Annotated in this window: 15 protein-coding genes; 13 read left to right on the top strand and 2 right to left on the bottom strand. The window is 69.2% G+C overall.

All coding sequences use genetic code 11. From position 1 onward, the window contains the following. Positions 1–98 precede the first annotated feature (98 nt). From glyA to HH212_RS00310, 10 genes are all read left to right on the top strand, one after another. A complete protein-coding gene (glyA, locus tag HH212_RS00355; protein WP_169433579.1) occupies positions 99–1,346 on the top strand; it encodes a serine hydroxymethyltransferase in 1,248 nt (415 codons plus the stop codon). Positions 1,347–1,430: 84 nt separating this feature from the next. After that, positions 1,431–1,889 carry a transcriptional regulator NrdR gene (gene nrdR, locus HH212_RS00350; RefSeq protein ID WP_169433578.1) on the top strand — a complete coding sequence of 153 codons (459 nt, stop codon included), beginning with the start codon at positions 1,431–1,433 and terminating at the stop codon, positions 1,887–1,889. Positions 1,890–2,264: 375 nt separating this feature from the next. Continuing rightward, positions 2,265–2,834, top strand: coding sequence for a type IV pilus modification protein PilV (gene pilV, locus HH212_RS00345; RefSeq protein ID WP_169433577.1), 570 nt, complete (start codon positions 2,265–2,267; stop codon positions 2,832–2,834). After that, on the top strand, positions 2,831–3,832 hold the full coding sequence (locus HH212_RS00340) for a PilW family protein (protein ID WP_229217486.1): 1,002 nt from the start codon (positions 2,831–2,833) through the stop codon (positions 3,830–3,832). Before pilV ends, HH212_RS00340 begins: the two co-directional genes overlap by 4 nt. After that, positions 3,829–4,749 (top strand): pilus assembly protein, encoded by a 921-nt coding sequence (locus tag HH212_RS00335; protein WP_169433576.1) that lies wholly within the window; start codon positions 3,829–3,831, stop codon positions 4,747–4,749. Before HH212_RS00340 ends, HH212_RS00335 begins: the two co-directional genes overlap by 4 nt. A 41-nt stretch (positions 4,750–4,790) precedes the next feature. Continuing rightward, positions 4,791–5,276, top strand: a complete 486-nt coding sequence (locus tag HH212_RS00330; RefSeq protein ID WP_169433575.1) for a type IV pilin protein — start codon at positions 4,791–4,793, stop codon at positions 5,274–5,276. After that, complete coding sequence (locus HH212_RS00325) at positions 5,273–5,845, top strand: GspH/FimT family protein (protein ID WP_169433574.1); 573 nt, start codon at positions 5,273–5,275, stop codon at positions 5,843–5,845. The genes HH212_RS00330 and HH212_RS00325 overlap by 4 nt, the downstream gene beginning before the upstream one ends. A gap of 59 nt (positions 5,846–5,904) precedes the next feature. Next, positions 5,905–7,008, top strand: coding sequence for a bifunctional diaminohydroxyphosphoribosylaminopyrimidine deaminase/5-amino-6-(5-phosphoribosylamino)uracil reductase RibD (gene ribD / locus HH212_RS00320; RefSeq protein WP_211172493.1), 1,104 nt, complete (start codon positions 5,905–5,907; stop codon positions 7,006–7,008). Positions 7,009–7,027: 19 nt separating this feature from the next. Beyond that, positions 7,028–7,663 carry a riboflavin synthase gene (locus tag HH212_RS00315; RefSeq protein WP_169433572.1) on the top strand — a complete coding sequence of 212 codons (636 nt, stop codon included), beginning with the start codon at positions 7,028–7,030 and terminating at the stop codon, positions 7,661–7,663. Between the two features lie 268 nt (positions 7,664–7,931). After that, a complete protein-coding gene (locus HH212_RS00310) occupies positions 7,932–9,878 on the top strand; it encodes a S9 family peptidase (protein ID WP_169433571.1) in 1,947 nt (648 codons plus the stop codon). Between the two features lie 297 nt (positions 9,879–10,175). Here the strand turns inward: HH212_RS00310 and HH212_RS00305 are convergent, their stop codons facing one another. After that, complete coding sequence (locus HH212_RS00305) at positions 10,176–13,196, bottom strand: M16 family metallopeptidase (protein WP_169433570.1); 3,021 nt, start codon at positions 13,194–13,196, stop codon at positions 10,176–10,178. 262 nt (positions 13,197–13,458) lie between these two features. Here HH212_RS00305 and ribBA point away from each other — a divergent pair, with 262 nt between their 5' ends. The 3 genes from ribBA to nusB all read left to right on the top strand — a co-directional run bounded on the left by ribBA (position 13,459) and on the right by nusB (position 15,645). Beyond that, positions 13,459–14,565 carry a bifunctional 3,4-dihydroxy-2-butanone-4-phosphate synthase/GTP cyclohydrolase II gene (gene ribBA / locus HH212_RS00300; protein WP_169433569.1) on the top strand — a complete coding sequence of 369 codons (1,107 nt, stop codon included), beginning with the start codon at positions 13,459–13,461 and terminating at the stop codon, positions 14,563–14,565. Positions 14,566–14,634: 69 nt separating this feature from the next. Then, positions 14,635–15,114, top strand: coding sequence for a 6,7-dimethyl-8-ribityllumazine synthase (gene ribH / locus HH212_RS00295; protein WP_169433568.1), 480 nt, complete (start codon positions 14,635–14,637; stop codon positions 15,112–15,114). Between the two features lie 60 nt (positions 15,115–15,174). Next, on the top strand, positions 15,175–15,645 hold the full coding sequence (gene nusB, locus HH212_RS00290; protein ID WP_169433567.1) for a transcription antitermination factor NusB: 471 nt from the start codon (positions 15,175–15,177) through the stop codon (positions 15,643–15,645). A gap of 416 nt (positions 15,646–16,061) precedes the next feature. Here nusB and HH212_RS00285 read toward each other — a convergent pair whose 3' ends face one another. Beyond that, a complete protein-coding gene (locus HH212_RS00285; protein WP_229217485.1) occupies positions 16,062–16,991 on the bottom strand; it encodes a transglycosylase SLT domain-containing protein in 930 nt (309 codons plus the stop codon). Positions 16,992–17,028 lie beyond the last annotated feature (37 nt).

The raw sequence follows: 17,028 nt of genomic DNA, 5'->3' as shown, positions 1-17,028 counted from the left end.
CCGGTCGCCGTTCGGCTGTCCGCGCGCGCGGCGTCCGGCGGCTTCCGCCCGGTCCGGCGCTGTCCGTCGCCTGGTTCTCTTACCGATTGGAGTTTTTCATGTTTGCAAAAGATCACACGCTCGCCAAGGTCGACCCGGAACTGTGGGGCGCCATCCAGAAGGAAAACCAGCGCCAGCAAGACCACATCGAACTGATCGCCTCGGAGAACTACACCTCGCCGGCGGTGATGGAAGCGCAGGGCTCCCAGCTGACCAACAAGTATGCCGAAGGCTACCCGGGCAAGCGCTACTACGGCGGCTGCGAATACGTCGACGTCGCCGAGCAGCTGGCGATCGACCGCGTCAAGGAACTGTTCGGCGCCGAAGCCGCCAACGTCCAGCCGAACTCGGGCTCGCAGGCCAACCAGGGCGTGTTCTTCGCCATGCTGAAACCGGGCGACACCATCATGGGCATGTCGCTGGCCGAAGGCGGCCACCTGACCCACGGCATGGCGCTGAACATGTCGGGCAAGTGGTTCAACGTGGTGTCCTACGGCCTGACCGAGCAGGAAGACATCGACTACGACGAAATGGAACGCCTGGCGCGCGAGCACAAGCCGAAGATGATCATCGCCGGCGCCTCGGCGTTCGCGCTGCGCATCGACTTCGAGCGCTTCGCCCGCGTGGCCAAGGAAGTCGGCGCGTACTTCATGGTCGACATGGCCCACTATGCCGGCCTGATCGCCGCCGGCGAATACCCGAACCCGGTGCCGCACGCCGACTTCGTGACCTCGACCACCCATAAATCGCTGCGCGGCCCGCGCGGCGGCATCATCCTGATGAAGGCCGAACACGAAAAGGCGATCAATTCGGCGATCTTCCCGGGTATCCAGGGCGGTCCGCTGATGCACGTGATCGCCGGCAAGGCGGTGGCCTTCAAGGAAGCGCTGACGCCGGAATTCAAGGCCTACCAGCAGCAGGTGGTCAAGAACGCCAAGGCATTGGCCGACGCACTGATCGAGCGCGGCCTGCGCATCGTGTCGGGCCGCACCGAATCGCACGTGATACTGGTCGACCTGCGCGCGAAAGGCCTGACCGGCAAGGAAGCGGAAGCGATCCTGGGCCAGGCGCACATGACCACCAACAAGAACGGCATTCCGAACGACCCGCAGAAGCCGTTCGTGACCTCGGGCATCCGCCTGGGCAGCCCGGCCTTCACCACGCGCGGCTTCAAGGAAGAGGACGCCACCAAGGTCGGCCACCTGATCGCCGACGTGCTGGACAACCCGCACGACGCCGCCACCATCGAGCGCGTGAAGGCGCAAGTCAAGCAACTGACCGACAAGTATCCGGTCTACGCAGCATAAGAAGCGCTGTGCTTCGGCCACGGACGCCCGCACGGGTCTGTGGTCCGCGGCGCGTTCCCCAGCCCTCTGCAGCATCCGGCGCCCATGAAATGTCCGTTCTGTCACCACGATGACACCCAGGTCCTCGATACCCGCATATCCGAGGTCGGCGATGCCATCCGGCGCCGGCGCCGCTGCGCCCAGTGCGACAAGCGCTTCACCACCTACGAGCGGGTCGAATTGTCGATGCCGATCATCGTCAAGAAGAACGGCAGCCGCACCGAATTCGAATCCGGCAAGCTGCGCGCCAGCCTGCGCCTGGCGCTGCGCAAGCGCCCGGTGCCGGCCGAAGCCATCGACGCCGCCGTCGCCTCGATCGAGGAAAAGCTCCTGACCAGCGGCCGGCGCGAGGTCGACACCGGCCACATCGGCGAACTGGTGATGCAGGAACTGCAGCGCCTCGACAAGATCGCCTACATCCGCTTCGCCTCGGTCTACAAGAACTTCGAAGACCTGGCCGAGTTCCAGGAAGCGATCGACGCGGTCGAGCAGCCGCGCAAATGAGTCCGATTTTTTGCCGGCAGTAAGGTAAAAATCATTCTTGGCTGACTTTGGTCGTGCTGGCGCCAAGTGGTCCGCTCGCCAGCATTATTGCTGCTACCACATCGACCTCCAGCTCGTCGTCCCCGCGAAGGCGGGGACCCATACAGACTAGCCAAGGTCGGTATCGTTGACGCTTTCCGGCCAGTTCTGATCGGCCAAGGCAACTTGCCACCGATTTCCTGAACCATATTACGCAGACGAAAAGCCCAGTTGTGCATGGCCTGGCGACCGTCCCTCCCTGCGTTTGGTTGCACCCGCACGCTTGAGACATCGCACCGCCCGGCCGGGCCTGCTTGTTTATCGTCGCATCTCCATATCGATCACCGGAGATGACGCATGCGTTCCGGGCTTTCCTGTTGCCGATTTTCTGTAAGCACCTGTGACGGCTTTACCCTGGTCGAAGTGCTGGTGGCGCTGTTCGTGGCCGCGCTCGGCATCGCCGGCGCCGCCGGCATCCAGGCCGTGGCGCTGCGCTCGGCGCGCGAGGCCGCGCGCCTGGCCGACGGCGTGCGCCTGGCCGCCGCGCTGGCCGAGCGCATGCAGACCAATCCGGCCGCCATGGCGCTGGCCGACCATCTGAATCCCTACCTTCAGCTCGACCAGGAAGCCGGCGCCGCCTTGCCCGCGGCGGCTTCGTGCTATGGCGCGGACGCCGCCTGCAGCCCCGACCAGCTGGCCCGCTTCGACCTGATGGAAAGCGCGCAGGCGCTGGCCGCGCGCTTTCCGGGCGGACGCCTGCTGGCCTGCCGCGACGCCGCCGAACCGGACCCGGCATCCGGCCTGCTGCCCTGGTCCTGCGCGGCCCAGCCGGGCGCACCGGTGGCGATCAAGCTGGGGTGGTCCGAGCGGCCCGGCGAGGCGGCCGTGCCCAGGGTGCTGCTGGTGGTGGCGGGAGGCGCGTCATGATGCGGCCGGTGATCCATCCGGCGATGCTTCCGGTGACGTCGCCGGCGACCCGGGCCCGTGCGCGGCCCCCACGCGGCCGGCGCGAGCGCGGCCTGACCCTGGTCGAGATGATGGTCGCGCTGACGGTCGGGCTGGGCGTCGCCTTGACCGCCGCGCGCCTGCTGCTGCTCGCCAACGGCGCCTGGGCCGAGCAGATGGAAGACGCCGCGCTCGACGACGGCGGCCGCTTCGCGCTGGCGCTGGTCGCGCAGGCGGTGCGCCAGGCCGGCCACGTCGACTTGGCGCAGCTGGATGCGCCCGCCACGCCGGATGCGCCGCCGGCGCGCCTGGCGGGGCTGGATGCGCGCTCGCTCGGCAAGGCGGCGCCGGGCATCGGGGCGCCGCTGCCGGACGCCGCCAACGGCAGCGACGTGCTGGCGGTGCGCTTTCCCGGCGCCGGCCCTGCGCCCGACGGCGACGGCAGCGTGGCCAGCTGCGCCGGCTTCGCCATGCCGCAGGGCGAGGAGGGCTGGAGCATCTTCTACGTGGCGCGCAATGCCGATGGCGAGGCGGAATTGCGCTGCAAGTACCGCGGCGCCGCCAACTGGAGCGCCGACGCCATCGTCACCGGCGTCGACGGTTTCCAGGTGCTGTACGGCCTCGACACCGACACGCCGCGCGACGGCGTGCCCAACCGCTACGTCAATGCCGCCGCGATCGACGCGCTCGACGCCGGCCTCGGCCTGGGCGCCGATCAGCAGGCGCTGCGCCGCCAGACCCACTGGAAGCGCGTGGCCAGCGTGCGCGTCAGCCTGCTGCTGCACGGCGCCAGGCCGACGCGCGCGGACGCGAGTGCGGCCGGCGCCGCCTTCGACCTGTTCGGCGCCGGCTATGCGGACACCGTCGGCGACGCCGATCGGGGCACCTCGCTGCAGGTGGCCGCGTTTCCGGCGGCGTTGCGGCGGCGCGAGCGCCGCCTGTTCACCACGACGGTGGCGCTGCCGGCGCCGGCCCTGTGAGCGCGATCGTGCCGTATCGACATTCGCATCCGTATCCGCGCCCGCGCCCATGCCCGCGCTTTTTCGCGTACCGGTGCCAGCGCGGCGTGGCGCTGGTGTGCACGCTGCTGCTGGTGCTGGCGGCCATGCTGCTGGGCGTGTCGGTGGCGCGCACCGCGTTCGGCTCGGTGGCGTCGGCGCGTCAGGAACGCGACCGGGCGCTGGCGCATGCCATGGCGCAGGCGGCGCTGCGCGATGCCGAAGCGGATGTCGCCGCCGTCGGGGCGCCGTCATCCGCGCGCGCGGCCCATTTCGCGGCCGCGCCAGGCAGCGGTTTCGTAGCCGGTTGCGGCCGCGGCGCCGACGATCTCGGCCTGTGCCTTCCCGCTGCGGCAGACGCGCCGCCGGTCTGGCAGGCGATCGACCTGGCCGCGGCCGACGCGCCCGAGCCGGTGCCGTACGGACGCTTCAGCGGCGCGGCGCTCGCGGCCGGCAGCGGCATCCTGCCGGCGCGGCTGCCGGCTTATCTCATCGAAAGACTGGCGCCGCCGGCAGGCGCCGGGACTGCCGCCGGAGTGGCTGCCGCCGGAGCGCCGGCCGCCGGTCCGGACTCCTGGTACCGCATCACGGCGATCGGCTTCGGGACGCGGGCCACGACCCAGGTGGTGCTGCAGGCGCTGTACCGCAAACCGGCGCCGGCCGCAGCTTCCACGGACGCAGCCGGGCATGGCGCAGCCAGCGCGGCGGGCCCGGGCGGTGCCGGACCACCCGCTGCGGCCGATGGCGACGGCAGCGGCGGCAATGCCGGCGGCAGTGGCGGGGACAGTGGCAACGCCGGTGCGCCGCAGCAGCAGCCGATCGAACCCTTGCCGGCCGGCCGCATCGGCTGGCGCGAGATCGCCAACTGGCCGGCGCTGCACGCACGCGCGCAGCAATGACGGCGCCACCAACACACGACGGATACCACTGGGAGGATGGGATGAAGAATATAAACGGTTTTACCCTGATCGAAATGCTGATCGTGCTGGCGGTGCTGGCCATCGTCGCCGGGCTGGGCTATCCCAGCTACGCCGGCCACGTCGTGCGCGCCAAGCGCATCGAAGGGCAATTGGCGCTGGTCGAGGCGATGCAGCGGCAGGAGCGCTATTTTGCCCTGCACAACACCTATGTCGCGTTCGCCGCGGACGAGGCCGACCCTGCAGCGCAGGACGCCGTCTGGTGGTCCGGCGCGCGGCCCGCCGCCAGCGCCTACGAACTCGACGGCCATGCCTGCCCCGGCAGCACGCTGGCCGAGTGCGTCGAGATCCGCGCCCGCCCCGGCACCGACAGGGTCGACGGGCATTTCCGCGATCCTGCCTGCGGCGCGCTGACGCTGGACAGCGCGGGGCGCCAGGGCGCCCGGGCCGGGCAGGCCGGGCAGGACGGGCAGGCCGGCGCCCCCGTGGCGGCGCGCTGCTGGCCATGAAGATCGCGGCAGGGAAGCAGAGCGGACTGTCGCTGGTCGAGCTGACGCTGGTGCTGGCGCTGGCCGCCGTGCTGCTGGCCGCCGCCGCGCCCAACCTGGAAGCGCTGCTGCGCACCCAGCAACTCAAGGGCGCCGCCGGCGACCTGCTGGCTGCCATCGGCATGGCGCGCAGCCAGGCGCTGACGCGCGGGCTGGTCGTCAGACTGGCGCCGCGCGACGCCGCGCAGGCCGACTGGACCCAAGGCTGGCGCCTGTTCGTCGACCGGGACGGCGACGGCCTGGCCGGGCCGGCGGACGACCTGATCGTCGAGCACGGCGCGCTGCCGGGCGGGATGGCCGCCGCCTTCGCCTTCACCAACCCGGCGCCGCCCTACTATATCGCCTACAATGGCGCCGGGCGCAGCTGCAGCGACGGCGGCGGCAACGGCAATGGCGCCGCGCGCTACGGCACGCTGTCGCTGTTCCACGGCGGCGCGATCCGGCGTATTAAAATCAACATGCTGGGCCGGGCGCGCCTGTGCGATCCGGCGCGCGACGCATCCTGCGACGGCGCATCCGCGCCGCCGTGACGGCGTCCGGCACCGCAACACGGAAAGAGATTGTGCAGATACTGAGCGATACCGACGGCATGGCGCTGGCCCTGGAATGGGCGGCCAAGGGCATGTACATCACGGCGCCGAACCCGCGCATCGGCTGCGTGATCGTGCGCGACGGCGTGGTGATCGGCGCCGGCCATACCCAGCCGGCCGGGCAGGCGCATGCCGAGGTGCAGGCGCTGCGCGACGCCGCGGCGCGCGGCAACGACGTGCGCGGCGCCACCGCCTACGTGACGCTGGAGCCGTGCAGCCACCACGGGCGTACGCCGCCGTGTTCGGACGCGCTGGTGCGCGCCGGGCTCGGACGGGTGGTGGCGGCGATGGTCGACCCGAACCCGCTGGTGGCGGGACGCGGCCTGGCCCAGCTGGCGGCGGCCGGCATCGCGGTCGAGTCGGGCATCCTGGCCGAGCAGGCCCACGAATTGAATATCGGCTTCTTCACGCGCATGCGCCATGGCCGTCCCTGGGTGCGCCTCAAGACGGCGGCCAGCCTGGACGGCGCCACCGCGCTCGACGGCGGCGAGAGCCAGTGGATCACCGGCGCCGAGGCGCGCGCCGACGGCCACGCCTGGCGCGCGCGCGCCGGCGCCATCCTGACCGGCATCGGCACGGTCAAGGTCGACGACCCGCAACTGACCGTGCGCGGCATCGAGGCGCCCGGCGCTGCTGCGCCCTTGCAGCCGCGCCGCGTGATCGTCGACAGCCGCCTGGACATCGACCTCGATGCGCGCATCCTGCAGGGCGCGCCGTGCTGGATCGTGGCGGCCGTAGCGGATGCCGCCAAGGAAGCGGCGCTGCGTGCGGCCGGCCACGAGATCGTCATGCTGCCGAACGCGCACGGCAAGGTCGACCTGCCGGCGCTGATGCGCGAACTGGGCCGGCGCGAGATCAACGAGCTGCACGTCGAGGCCGGTTCCAAGCTGAACGCCTCGCTGCTGCGCGAAGGCTGCATCGACGAATTGCTGGTCTACCTGGCGCCCAGCCTGATCGGGCCGGGGCAGGGCATGTTCGCCCTGCCGCCGCTGGCGCGCCTGGCCGACAAGGTGGCGCTGCGCTTCCACGACGTCGCCCGGGTCGGCGCCGACCTGCGCATCCTGGCGCGCACCGGACCATCACCCACCACGAACCTGTATTGAGAAAGAAGGATCACGCACCATGTTTACTGGAATCGTCGCTGCCGTCGGCAGCATCCAATCGGTCACGCCGCTGCAGGGCGGCAATGACGCCGGCGTGCGCCTGCAGATCGATGCCGGCGGCCTGGGACTGGCCGACGTCGCGCTGGGCGACTCGATCGCCATCAACGGCGCCTGCATGACCGTGGTCGAGAAGGACGAACGCGCCTTCGCGGTCGATGTCTCGCGCGAAAGCCTGAACCGCACCGCCGGCCTCGACCGGCCGGGCGAAGTCAACCTGGAAAAGGCGCTGACCCTGGCCGAACGCCTGGGCGGCCATCTGGTGTCCGGCCACGTCGACGGCCTGGGCGTCGTACACGCCTTCGAGCAGGTGGGCGAGTCGTACCGGCTGGTGGTCGATGCGCCGCAGGAGCTGGGCAAGTTCCTGGCCTACAAAGGCTCGGTGGTGGTCAACGGCGTATCGCTCACGGTCAACAGCGTCGAGGACGTCCCCGCCGCCGCGGACGGCGCCGCCTGCTGCCGCTTCGCGATCAACCTGATCCCGCACACCATCGCGGTGACGACGCTGAAGCACCTGCATGCCGGCGCCCGGGTGAATCTCGAGATCGACCTGATCGCGCGCTACGTCGAGCGCATGCTGAGCGCCGCCAGGGTCTGAGTAGCGCCGCGCTCACGCAAATGTATTGAGCGCATGGTCCGGAGCGCTCCGTCGTCCCGCCCGCCGGATGGCACCGGGCGCGCCATCGTGCCACCCGGCGCAGCGATGTGCCCGCTGCATCCGCATTTCGCGTAGACTGCCCGATGGCCGGCACGGCCCGTGCCGGCGCGCGCCCGTATTGATGCCCCGCGGCGGCGGTAGATCCGCCGCCGCTGGGGGGAGCGTCAATACGGGCGCGTACCGACGACATGATCAGGAGACGAGGACGATGTGGCAACGTGAAGGATTATTCGTGGCGCTGCTGGCCGCCGGGCTGGCTGGCGGCTTGCGCCCCGCGCAGGCGGCGGACATGCACGCTTACCGTGGACTGGCGATGAGCGCCGACGGCGAGCGCATCGCGGCGGTGGAAACCGTCGACGGCGCCAGGAGTAGCCCGCGCGTGGTGGTGCGGCGCAGCGCCGACGGCGCGGTCGCGGCCAGCTACGACAAGGCCGATTGCGGGCAATGCCGCTTCGACGCGCCGGCCTGGTCGCCCGACCAGCAGGCCCTGGCGATGATCGTCAGCGACCCCAAGGCCGGCAGCGCCAGCGTGCAGGTGCTGCGCGACGGCAGGATGAGGACGGTCGCGACGATCAAGGGCGTGGCCAGCACGGTGCGCTGGTCGCCGGACGGGCGCCAGATCGCCTTCCTGGCGACGGTCGAGGCCAAGAAGCTGACCGGCGCGGTGGAAGCGGGCGCGCGCCAGGTCGGCGAGATCGGCCTGGCGCAGGCGGAGGACGAGCAGCGCATCGCGCTGGTGCCGGCCGCCGGCGGCGAGGTGCGGCTGGTGTCGCCTGGTGACACCTTCGTCTACGAATACGACTGGACCCCGGACGGCAAGGGCTTCGTGGTCACCAGCGCCAAGGGCAACGGCGACAACAACTGGTGGGTGGCAACGCTCGGCCACGTCGACGCCGCCAGCGGCGCGCTGCGCGTGCTGGCCGCGCCGAAGATGCAGATGAACATGCCGCACGTGTCGCCGGACGGGCGCACGGTCGCCTTCATCGGCGGCCTGATGAGCGACTTCGGCTCGGTCGGCGGGGACGTGTTCACGGTGCCGTTCGCGGGCGGCGAGCCGGTCGACGCCACGCCGGGCTACAAGGGCAGTTTCAACGGCATCGCCTGGCGCGGCCAGGAACTGCTGGCCTCGGTGCAGGTGGGCGCCGACAGCGGCGTCGCCGCGATCGACCCGGCCGCGCGCAGCGTCAAGCTGCTGTGGCAGGCGCCGGTGTCGGCGGCGGGCGCGCGCGACGGCCGCTTCGTGTTCAGCGCCGACGGCAAGGTGGCGGCGTCGGTGCAGGAAGACTACGAGCACGGCGCGCGCATTGTCGCCGGCCGCCTGCCGCAGCTGGCGCCGATCACCCACGACAACGACGGCTTCGCGCCGCAGGTGAGGGCGCACAGCGTCGCCTGGACCAGCGAGGGCTTCGACGTGCAGGGCTGGCTGGTCGGGCCGCGCACGGTCGAGGCGGGCAAGAAGTATCCGATGATCGTGCAGGTGCACGGCGGTCCGGCGGCGGCGGTGACGCCGCGCTACGTGTCCGAGGGCGAGTCCGGCAACGTGCTGGTGCGCGAGATGGTGCGCAAGGGCTATTACGTGTTCTTCCCGAACCCGCGCGGCAGCTACGGCCAGGGCCTGGCCTTTTCCAGCGCCAACAAGCGCGATTTCGGCGGCGGCGACTGGCGCGACATCCTGGCCGGCGTCGACGCCGTGCTCCAGCAGGCGCCGGTGGACGGCGAACGCCTCGGCCTGATGGGCCACTCCTACGGCGGCTTCATGACCATGTGGGGCGTCACCCACAGCCGCCGCTTCAAGGCGGCGGTGGCCAGCGCCGGCGTGGCCAACTGGATCAGCTACTACGGCCAGAACGGCATCGACCAGTGGATGGTGCCGTTCTTCGGCGCCACCATGTACGACGACCCGGCGATCTACCGCGCCGCCTCGCCGATCGAGTCGATCAAGGCGGCGGTCACGCCGACGCTGGTGCTGGTCGGCGAGCGCGACGTCGAATGCCCGCCGGCGCAGTCGCTGGAATTCTGGCACGGCCTGAAGGCGCAGGGCGTGCCGACCGCGCTGGTGATCTACGCCGACGAGGGGCACGCGATCAGGAAGCCGGAGCACCAGCGCGACCAGCGCGAGCGCTCGCTGGGGTGGTTCGACAAATACCTGAAGTAATATGCTCGGTTGGCTGGGAAAACGGCTAATCCGTTCTCGGCAAATAGCGCGTCGTCCCCGCGCAGGCGGGGACCCATGCATAGGTTCAAAAACCGCTGCATTCGACTTGTCGCAGCGCCTTCGACAGCACGGCCTTGATGGCTCAGCATGGGTCCCCGCCTTCGCGGGGAGTCGTTTCAGGCAGTGCCTGGAACGACGGTTTTTAGGCCAGCAATACTAGCTTGGACAGTAGTGCGCCTGCGCGGGGACGTAGCGGTTGCGCACCTGCCGGTTTGCACACGCATCCTGCCCGCCCCGTCACTTCTCCGGATTCAGCACCACCTGCACGTAGTTTTCCATGTCCAGGTAGCGCCGCGCCGCCTCGCGTACGTCCTCCACGCGCAAGCGCCCGATCTCCTGCCCCACGTCCAGCAGCAGCGCCGGATCGGTCCCCTCGACCAGCGCGCCCTGCAGCATGCCCAGCCAGTAGCCGTTTTCCTGCAGCGACTTGCGGTAGTTCTGCTGCCAGTTGACCTTGACCTTATCCAGGTCGGCCTGCGCCGGTCCCTCGGTGCGCATGCGCTCGATCTCGGCAAAGGCGGCCTGCAGCAGCCGGTCGACGTTGCGCGGCCCGGTCGGCAGGGTGATGCCGACCGAGTAGTGCGGGTAGGGGATGCGCGTCATGCTGGCTTCCATGCCGCCGCCGTAGATCAGGCCGAGTCGTTCGCGCAGCACGTCGATGATGCGCAGGTTCATCACTTCGACCAGGGCCGCCAGGCGCAACTCCTCGCGCATGGCGTTGCCGCTGCCGTGGCCGGAAGCGGCGTCGCCGAACGTGGCCGGTCCGGTGAAGGTCAGGGACACCGTGCTCTTGTCCTCGCTGCCGCCCTTGACTTCGCGCTTGAACACGCCTTTCACTGGACGCAGGCCGGGGTCGCGGTAGGCGGCCGGCAAGGGCGGAGCCGGCAGGCTGCCCAGGTAGGTCGCCAGCAGCGGCTTGAGCGTGTCCGCGTCGAAGCTGCCGACCAGGATGAAGGTCAGGCCGCGCGCGCTGGAAAAGCGCTGGCGGTAGATGGCGATGGCGCGGTCCAGGTCGAGGCGGGCGATGTCTTCGGGGCGCGCCGCGCGCGGCGTGCGCGGGTCGCCGCCGTACAGGGTGTCGAGCAGGGCGTCGCCGAAGCGCGCGCCGGGTTGCGCCAGGCGGTTGCGCGCCAGTTCCATCTGCTTGCCGACGAAGGCGTGGTACAGGTCCTCGTCGCGGCGCACACCGGCGAACTTCAGCCAGACGATCTGCAGCATGGTCTCGACGTCGGCGGCGCCGGCGTTGCCGGCCACCATGTCGGTATTGCCGCCCAGGCCGACGCTCACGCCGGCGGCCGTGCCGGCCAGGACGCGGCGCAGGTCGGTCGGCGAAAAGTCCTTCAGGCCCATCGCGGCCACGATGTCGTCGGCGTAGCGTGCGTTGAACATGTCGGGCGCGTCGAACAGGCTCTGGCCGCCGAAGCGCACCGCGCTCATCAGCACCTGGTCGTTGCGGAAGTCGGTCGGCTTGAGGATGACCTTGACGCCGTTCGACAGCGTCAGGTGCGTCAGCCCGAGGCGTGCGTCGCGGCTTTCGGCAACGATGCGGCCGGGCGCCGGCGGCGCCGCCATCAGCGCCGCCGGCATCGCCTTGGTAGCCTGGGATGGCGCCTGTGCCGCGGCCGCGCGGGTCTCGGCCGCGCTCACCATGCCCAGCAATTGCTCGCTCGACGGCGGGGCCGGGGCGGGTGCCGGTGCGCCAGCCACTACGCCGCTTGCCGCGGCGGCAGGCTTGCCCGCAGCGCCGGCGGCCGCGGCGACTGGGCTCGTGATCGGGCTTGCAGTCGGGCCCGCAATCGGGCCCGTATAGACCACCAGCTTGCCGGCGCCGGGCGCGGGAATGGCGCGGCGCGCGTAGGCATTGATCTCGTCCAGGCCGATGCCCGGCACCAGTTCGGTCACGTAGCGGTACTCGGCGTCGATGCCGGGAATCGATTCGCCTTCCAGGAAATTGCGCATGTATTCGGCGGCATACACGGCGGAATCGGTCTTGTCGCGTTCACGGTAGGCGTTTTCGTAGGTGCGGAGCATCGATTTCTTGATGGGCGCCAGCTCGTCCTCGCTGAAGCCGAAACGGCGCGCGCGTTCGTTTTCGCGCACCAGCGCATCGATGGCGCCGGCGGCGCCGCCGCTGGCGAGCGCGGCGGCTGTATTCCAGGAGCGGTAGCGCGGTGTCAGGCGCCCGAAGCCGCTGCTGGCGCCGATGAACGGTGCAACCGGCTGCTGCGACAATTCCTGCAGGCGCTGGCCGAGCATGCCGCTGAACAGGATCTCGACCAGTTGCTCGCGGTAGCCGCCGACCGTGGCGCGCTCGCGCCAGGGCGTGACCGGGTAGCGCACCAGTACCGAGGCCGGGCCGGCTTCCCTGTCGGTGACGACCACCGCCTCGCTGCCGTCGCGCACGGGGATCGCGGCGTATGGACGCGGGCGCGCCGGGGATGGATTCTTGAGGTCGGAGAAATGACGCCGGACCAGGCTTTCCAGTTCGGCCGGGTCGACGTCGCCGATCGCGACCACCGCCATCAGGTCGGGCCGGTACCAGTCACGGTAGAAACGGCGCAGTGCGTCCGGCCGGAAGTCGCGCAAGGTGCTTTCCTGGCCGATCGGCAGGCGCTCGGCATAGCGCGACCCGTTGTAGATCTTCGGTAACAACACCTTTTGCATGCGGTCTGCCGCCCCCTTGCCGAGACGCAGTTCCTCGAGCACGATGCCGCGTTCCTTGTCGATGTCGGCCTCGTCCAGCGTCAAGCCCTGCGCCCAGTCCTGCAGCACCAGGAAGGCCCGGTCCAGGTCGTCCTTGCGCTCGGTCGGCACCGGCAGCACGTACACGGTTTCGTCGAACCCGGTATAGGCGTTCAGGTCGGCGCCCAGCTTGATGCCGATCGATTGCAGGTAGGACACCAGTTCGTGCTTCCTGAAATGGCGCGAGCCGTTGAAGGCCAGGTGCTCGACGACATGGGCCAGGCCGCGCTGGTCCTCGTCTTCCAGGATGGAACCGGCGCGCACCACCAGGCGCAGCTCCAGCCGGTTTTCCGGCTTGCGGTTACGCTGGATATAGTAGGTCAGGCCATTGTCGAGCTTGCCGACCTTGACCCGGGCGCTGGTGGGCAGGGGCGCATCGGGTTGCAGGGAAACGGGCGGCGGTTCGACGGCAACGGCATGCGCTGCACAGACGTACGAACACAAGCACAAATACAGGCGCGCGGCGCGGCCGAGACGGACGGCGATGCCAATGGTGCTGGCAGAGAAGAAAGGCATGCGACGCTGTCCTTTAAGCAATAAAGGACCATTCTACCTGTCCCGGCAGTATGCACGATTGCGATTCAGCAATGCGCAAACAGACAATGTATGCCTTTTTTGTTGTCGTTGTGCAACGAGGCAGAGGTACTGCCATGCTGCGTGGTCGTCTTGCCGGCCATGCGGCGGCAGGGAATAGCGGTCAAGGCAGGGCAAATCCTTTAAAATAGCGGATTTCCGCATCAGAGCGCGCTCCCAGCCGCTGCCCGTACGAGGAACCCGCATGCCCATCTCACCCACCCAGGACATCGTCGACGAATTGCGCGCAGGGCGCATGGTCATTCTGGTCGACGAAGAAGACCGCGAAAACGAGGGCGACCTGGTGCTCGCCGCCGATTTCGTCACGCCCGAGGCGATCAATTTCATGATCCGCCACGCGCGCGGCCTGGTATGCCTGACCCTGTCGGAAGAGATCTGCGACCGCCTCGAACTGCCGATGATGACGACCCGCAACGGCACCTCGTTCGGCACCAACTTCACGGTGTCGATCGAGGCCGCCGAAGGCGTCACCACCGGCATCTCGGCGGCCGACCGCGCGCGTACCATCGCCGCGGCGGTGGCCAGGGACGCCCGGCCGGAAGACCTGGTGCAGCCCGGCCACATTTTCCCGCTGCGCGCGGTCAAGGGCGGGGTGCTGATGCGCGCCGGCCATACCGAGGCCGGCTGCGACCTGACCGAGATGGCGGGCTTGAGTCCGGCCTCGGTGATCTGCGAGATCATCAAGGAAGACGGCACCATGGCGCGCCTGCCGGATCTGCTCGAATTCGGCGCCGAGCACGGCATCAAGATCGGCACCATCGCCGACCTGATCCATTACCGCAGCCAGACCGAGACCCTGGTCGAGCGCGTGGCCGAGCGTCCGCTGTCGACCGTGCACGGCGACTTCCGCCTGGTCGCCTTCCGCGACAAGCCGAGCGGCTCGGCGCACCTGGCGCTGGTGCATGGCGAACCGTCGGCGGATCGCGAGGCGCTGGTGCGCGTGCACCAGCCGGTGTCGATCGTCGACCTGCTGGAAAGCCGTTCGACCGCGCACTCGTGGACGATGGCGGCGGCGATGCAGGCGATCCAGGCAGCCGAGTCCGGCGTGCTGGTGCTGCTCGACTGCGGCGAGAGCGCCGACGCGCTGTTCGCGCAATTCCAGGACAAGCCGGCGGCGCGTCCCGCCGGGCGCGCCGCCAACCTCGACCTGCGCACCTACGGCATCGGCGCCCAGATCCTGAAGCAGGTGGGCGTGTGCAGGATGAAGCTGCTGGCCAATCCACGCAAGATGCCGTCGATGGCCGGCTTCGACCTCGAGGTCACCGGTCACGTGGCCAGTCCGGACGCATGAGATTCCACCGGCGCGCTGCCCAACGCGCGCTCATTCCACCATTCATTGACAGTAAAGAGAACGACAGCCATGACGGTACCAACTTTTGAAAGCAACATGACGGGCGAAGGCCTGCGCATCGGCATCGTGCAGGCGCGCTTCAACGCGGACGTCGGCGAAGGCCTGCTGTCGGCATGCTTGAGCGAACTGGCCCGCCTCGGCGTCGCCAACGAAGACATCCTGCACGTCACCGTGCCGGGCGCGCTGGAAGTGCCGCTGGCCCTGCAGAAGATGGCGGATACCCAGCAGTTCGACGCGCTGATCGCACTGGGCGCGGTGATCCGCGGCGAAACCTACCACTTCGAGCTGGTGTCGAACGAATCGGGCGCCGGCATCACGCGCGTCGGCCTGGACTACGGCATCCCGATCGCCAACGCCGTGCTGACCACCGAGAACGACGAGCAGGCCGCGGTGCGCTGCGCGGAAAAGGGCGCCGATGCGGCGCGCGTCGCGGTCGAGATGGCCAACCTGCTGCTGGCGCTGGAAGAACTGCAGGCCGAGGAAGAGTGAGCGTCGGCGCACGCTCACGCGTGAACACGAGCGCACGAACGCAAACGCAACAAGGTAAATATGACTGACAAGACCACGCACGCCAATCCGAACAAGAACCGCACCCCGCGCCACCGTGCGCGCGAGTTCGCCCTGCAGGGCCTGTACCAGTGGCTGCTGAACAATGAGCCGGCCTCGATGGTCGTCGCCAACATCAAGAGCGCCCACGGTTTCGACAAGGCCGACAACGAGTACTTCACCGAACTCCTGCACGGCACGATCGCCCAGTCGGTCGAACTGCGCGAAGTGGTGGCGCCGACCGTCGACCGCCCGATCGCCGAACTGTCGCCGATCGAGCACGCGGTGCTGCTGCTGGGCGCCTGGGAACTCAAGAACAAGATCGAGATCCCGTATCGCGTGGTGATCAACGAAGCGGTGGAGCTGGCCAAGTCCTTCGGCGGCATCGATGGCCACAAGTACGTGAACGGCGTGCTCGACCGCCTGGCCGGCAAGCTGCGTCCGGACGAAGCGGCGGCGGACGCGCGCCGCTGACCGGCGGAAGGCCGGCTTTATCGCCGTCCGTTTCCTGTATCGAAAGAGCCGTCCCGGGAATCCGGGACGGCTTTTTTGCTGTGTGCAACACGAGCAGGGTGATGAAACTCGTCCTTTGTTAAATTATTCGCAACTAACCGACATTTCACAACAAGGATACAGACAGGCGAATGCGCTGCGAGCGCCATTCGCCCCGGCATGCAAGGCGTGGCAGGGAAAGCGAGACGACGCAGTCGAAACGCGGCGTGCGGACAGGGGGAAGGAAAAAGGCAGCGCCGTCCGCACCGGATGGAAGCGATACGGCAAGCCCGGTGCGGCACGATGCGATCGTGCCGCACCCGTTTCCGCCGGGCGGACGGCGCTGCGAAGGAAAGCCACGGGCAATACACCACAATGGCTTTCGACCAGGTAAAACCTTACAGGCCGGCGACGGTCTCGCCGCCCTGGCTGGCGCCATGCGTGGTCTCGCCGTCGCCGCTGTCGGCACGCACCGGCGCCACCACCGACTTCTGCGCCAGCGTAGCCGACGAAGCCGCCGCCGCCGGGGTCGACGTGGTCGTGTAGATCGGCACGTCCTTGCCGATCGCGACCTGCTTCAGGCGGCGGTACTCGGCCAGCACCTTGGAGCCGTAGCCGGAATCGTCGTCCGGGCCGGCGCCGACATAGCTCTTCAGTCCGCCTTCGACCGAACCGGTGCGCTTCACATAATCCTTCAGGATCAGGGCGCCCACGCGGATGTTGGCAACCGGGTTCAGCGCGGCCTTGGCGCCGCCGACCTGGGCGAACTTGTCGCGATGCACCTTGGCCATCACCTGCATCAGGCCTTGTGCACCGACCGGGCTTTCCGCGAACGGATTCAAGCCCGACTCGATCGCCATCACTGCCAGGATCAGCAGCGGATCGAGCTTGATGTCGTGCGCCGTGCTGTAGGCGGTCGAGACCAGCATGTTGGCGGCGTCGCCGGCCACGCGGTAGCGGCGCGACAGCCAGTCCGTCACGTACTTCTGCTGGCGCGTCGCATGGCCGGGAGCCTGGTCGTCGCGGTTGACGGCAGTCACCGCCACGGCGCCAGCACCGTTGTCCGCCGAGGCAGGCCTGGCGGCCACGGCTGCCGGTGCGGCCACGATCCGGTGCGCCTGTGCGTCCGCCGCAAGCGGCGTCACGGCATGGCGCTGCGGATGGAGGAAATCCGACACTTGTCTGGCGACATCGGGGCGGCAGTACAGCAGGGCGAGCACGCCGACTGCGGAAAGACCGAATACGGTCAAGGTATGTTGCGCGGTGGTAAGGATACCGCGTGCCGTCTTGATCGCGGAACTAGACCACGTAACTGGCTGGCGAGCCATGTTTTGGACGAGCCTTGCGCTCGTGCCGATGAAGCGA

The organism is Massilia forsythiae (assembly GCF_012849555.1).
Lineage (GTDB): Bacteria > Pseudomonadota > Gammaproteobacteria > Burkholderiales > Burkholderiaceae_D > Telluria > Telluria forsythiae.
Note: the sequence above shows the minus strand (reverse complement) of the source record. Positions and strands in the feature narration are given on the sequence as shown.

Coding starts and splice junctions, on each gene's coding strand:
- ribBA (WP_169433569.1), top strand. CDS start 13,459: ATGCCCATCTCACCCACCCAGGACATCGTCGACGAATTGCGCGCAGGG.
- HH212_RS00330 (WP_169433575.1), top strand. CDS start 4,791: ATGAAGAATATAAACGGTTTTACCCTGATCGAAATGCTGATCGTGCTG.
- nrdR (WP_169433578.1), top strand. CDS start 1,431: ATGAAATGTCCGTTCTGTCACCACGATGACACCCAGGTCCTCGATACC.
- HH212_RS00340 (WP_229217486.1), top strand. CDS start 2,831: ATGATGCGGCCGGTGATCCATCCGGCGATGCTTCCGGTGACGTCGCCG.
- HH212_RS00325 (WP_169433574.1), top strand. CDS start 5,273: ATGAAGATCGCGGCAGGGAAGCAGAGCGGACTGTCGCTGGTCGAGCTG.
- ribH (WP_169433568.1), top strand. CDS start 14,635: ATGACGGTACCAACTTTTGAAAGCAACATGACGGGCGAAGGCCTGCGC.
- HH212_RS00310 (WP_169433571.1), top strand. CDS start 7,932: ATGTGGCAACGTGAAGGATTATTCGTGGCGCTGCTGGCCGCCGGGCTG.
- HH212_RS00285 (WP_229217485.1), bottom strand. CDS start 16,991: ATGGCTCGCCAGCCAGTTACGTGGTCTAGTTCCGCGATCAAGACGGCA.
- ribD (WP_211172493.1), top strand. CDS start 5,905: ATGGCGCTGGCCCTGGAATGGGCGGCCAAGGGCATGTACATCACGGCG.
- glyA (WP_169433579.1), top strand. CDS start 99: ATGTTTGCAAAAGATCACACGCTCGCCAAGGTCGACCCGGAACTGTGG.
- nusB (WP_169433567.1), top strand. CDS start 15,175: ATGACTGACAAGACCACGCACGCCAATCCGAACAAGAACCGCACCCCG.
- HH212_RS00315 (WP_169433572.1), top strand. CDS start 7,028: ATGTTTACTGGAATCGTCGCTGCCGTCGGCAGCATCCAATCGGTCACG.
- pilV (WP_169433577.1), top strand. CDS start 2,265: ATGCGTTCCGGGCTTTCCTGTTGCCGATTTTCTGTAAGCACCTGTGAC.
- HH212_RS00305 (WP_169433570.1), bottom strand. CDS start 13,196: ATGCCTTTCTTCTCTGCCAGCACCATTGGCATCGCCGTCCGTCTCGGC.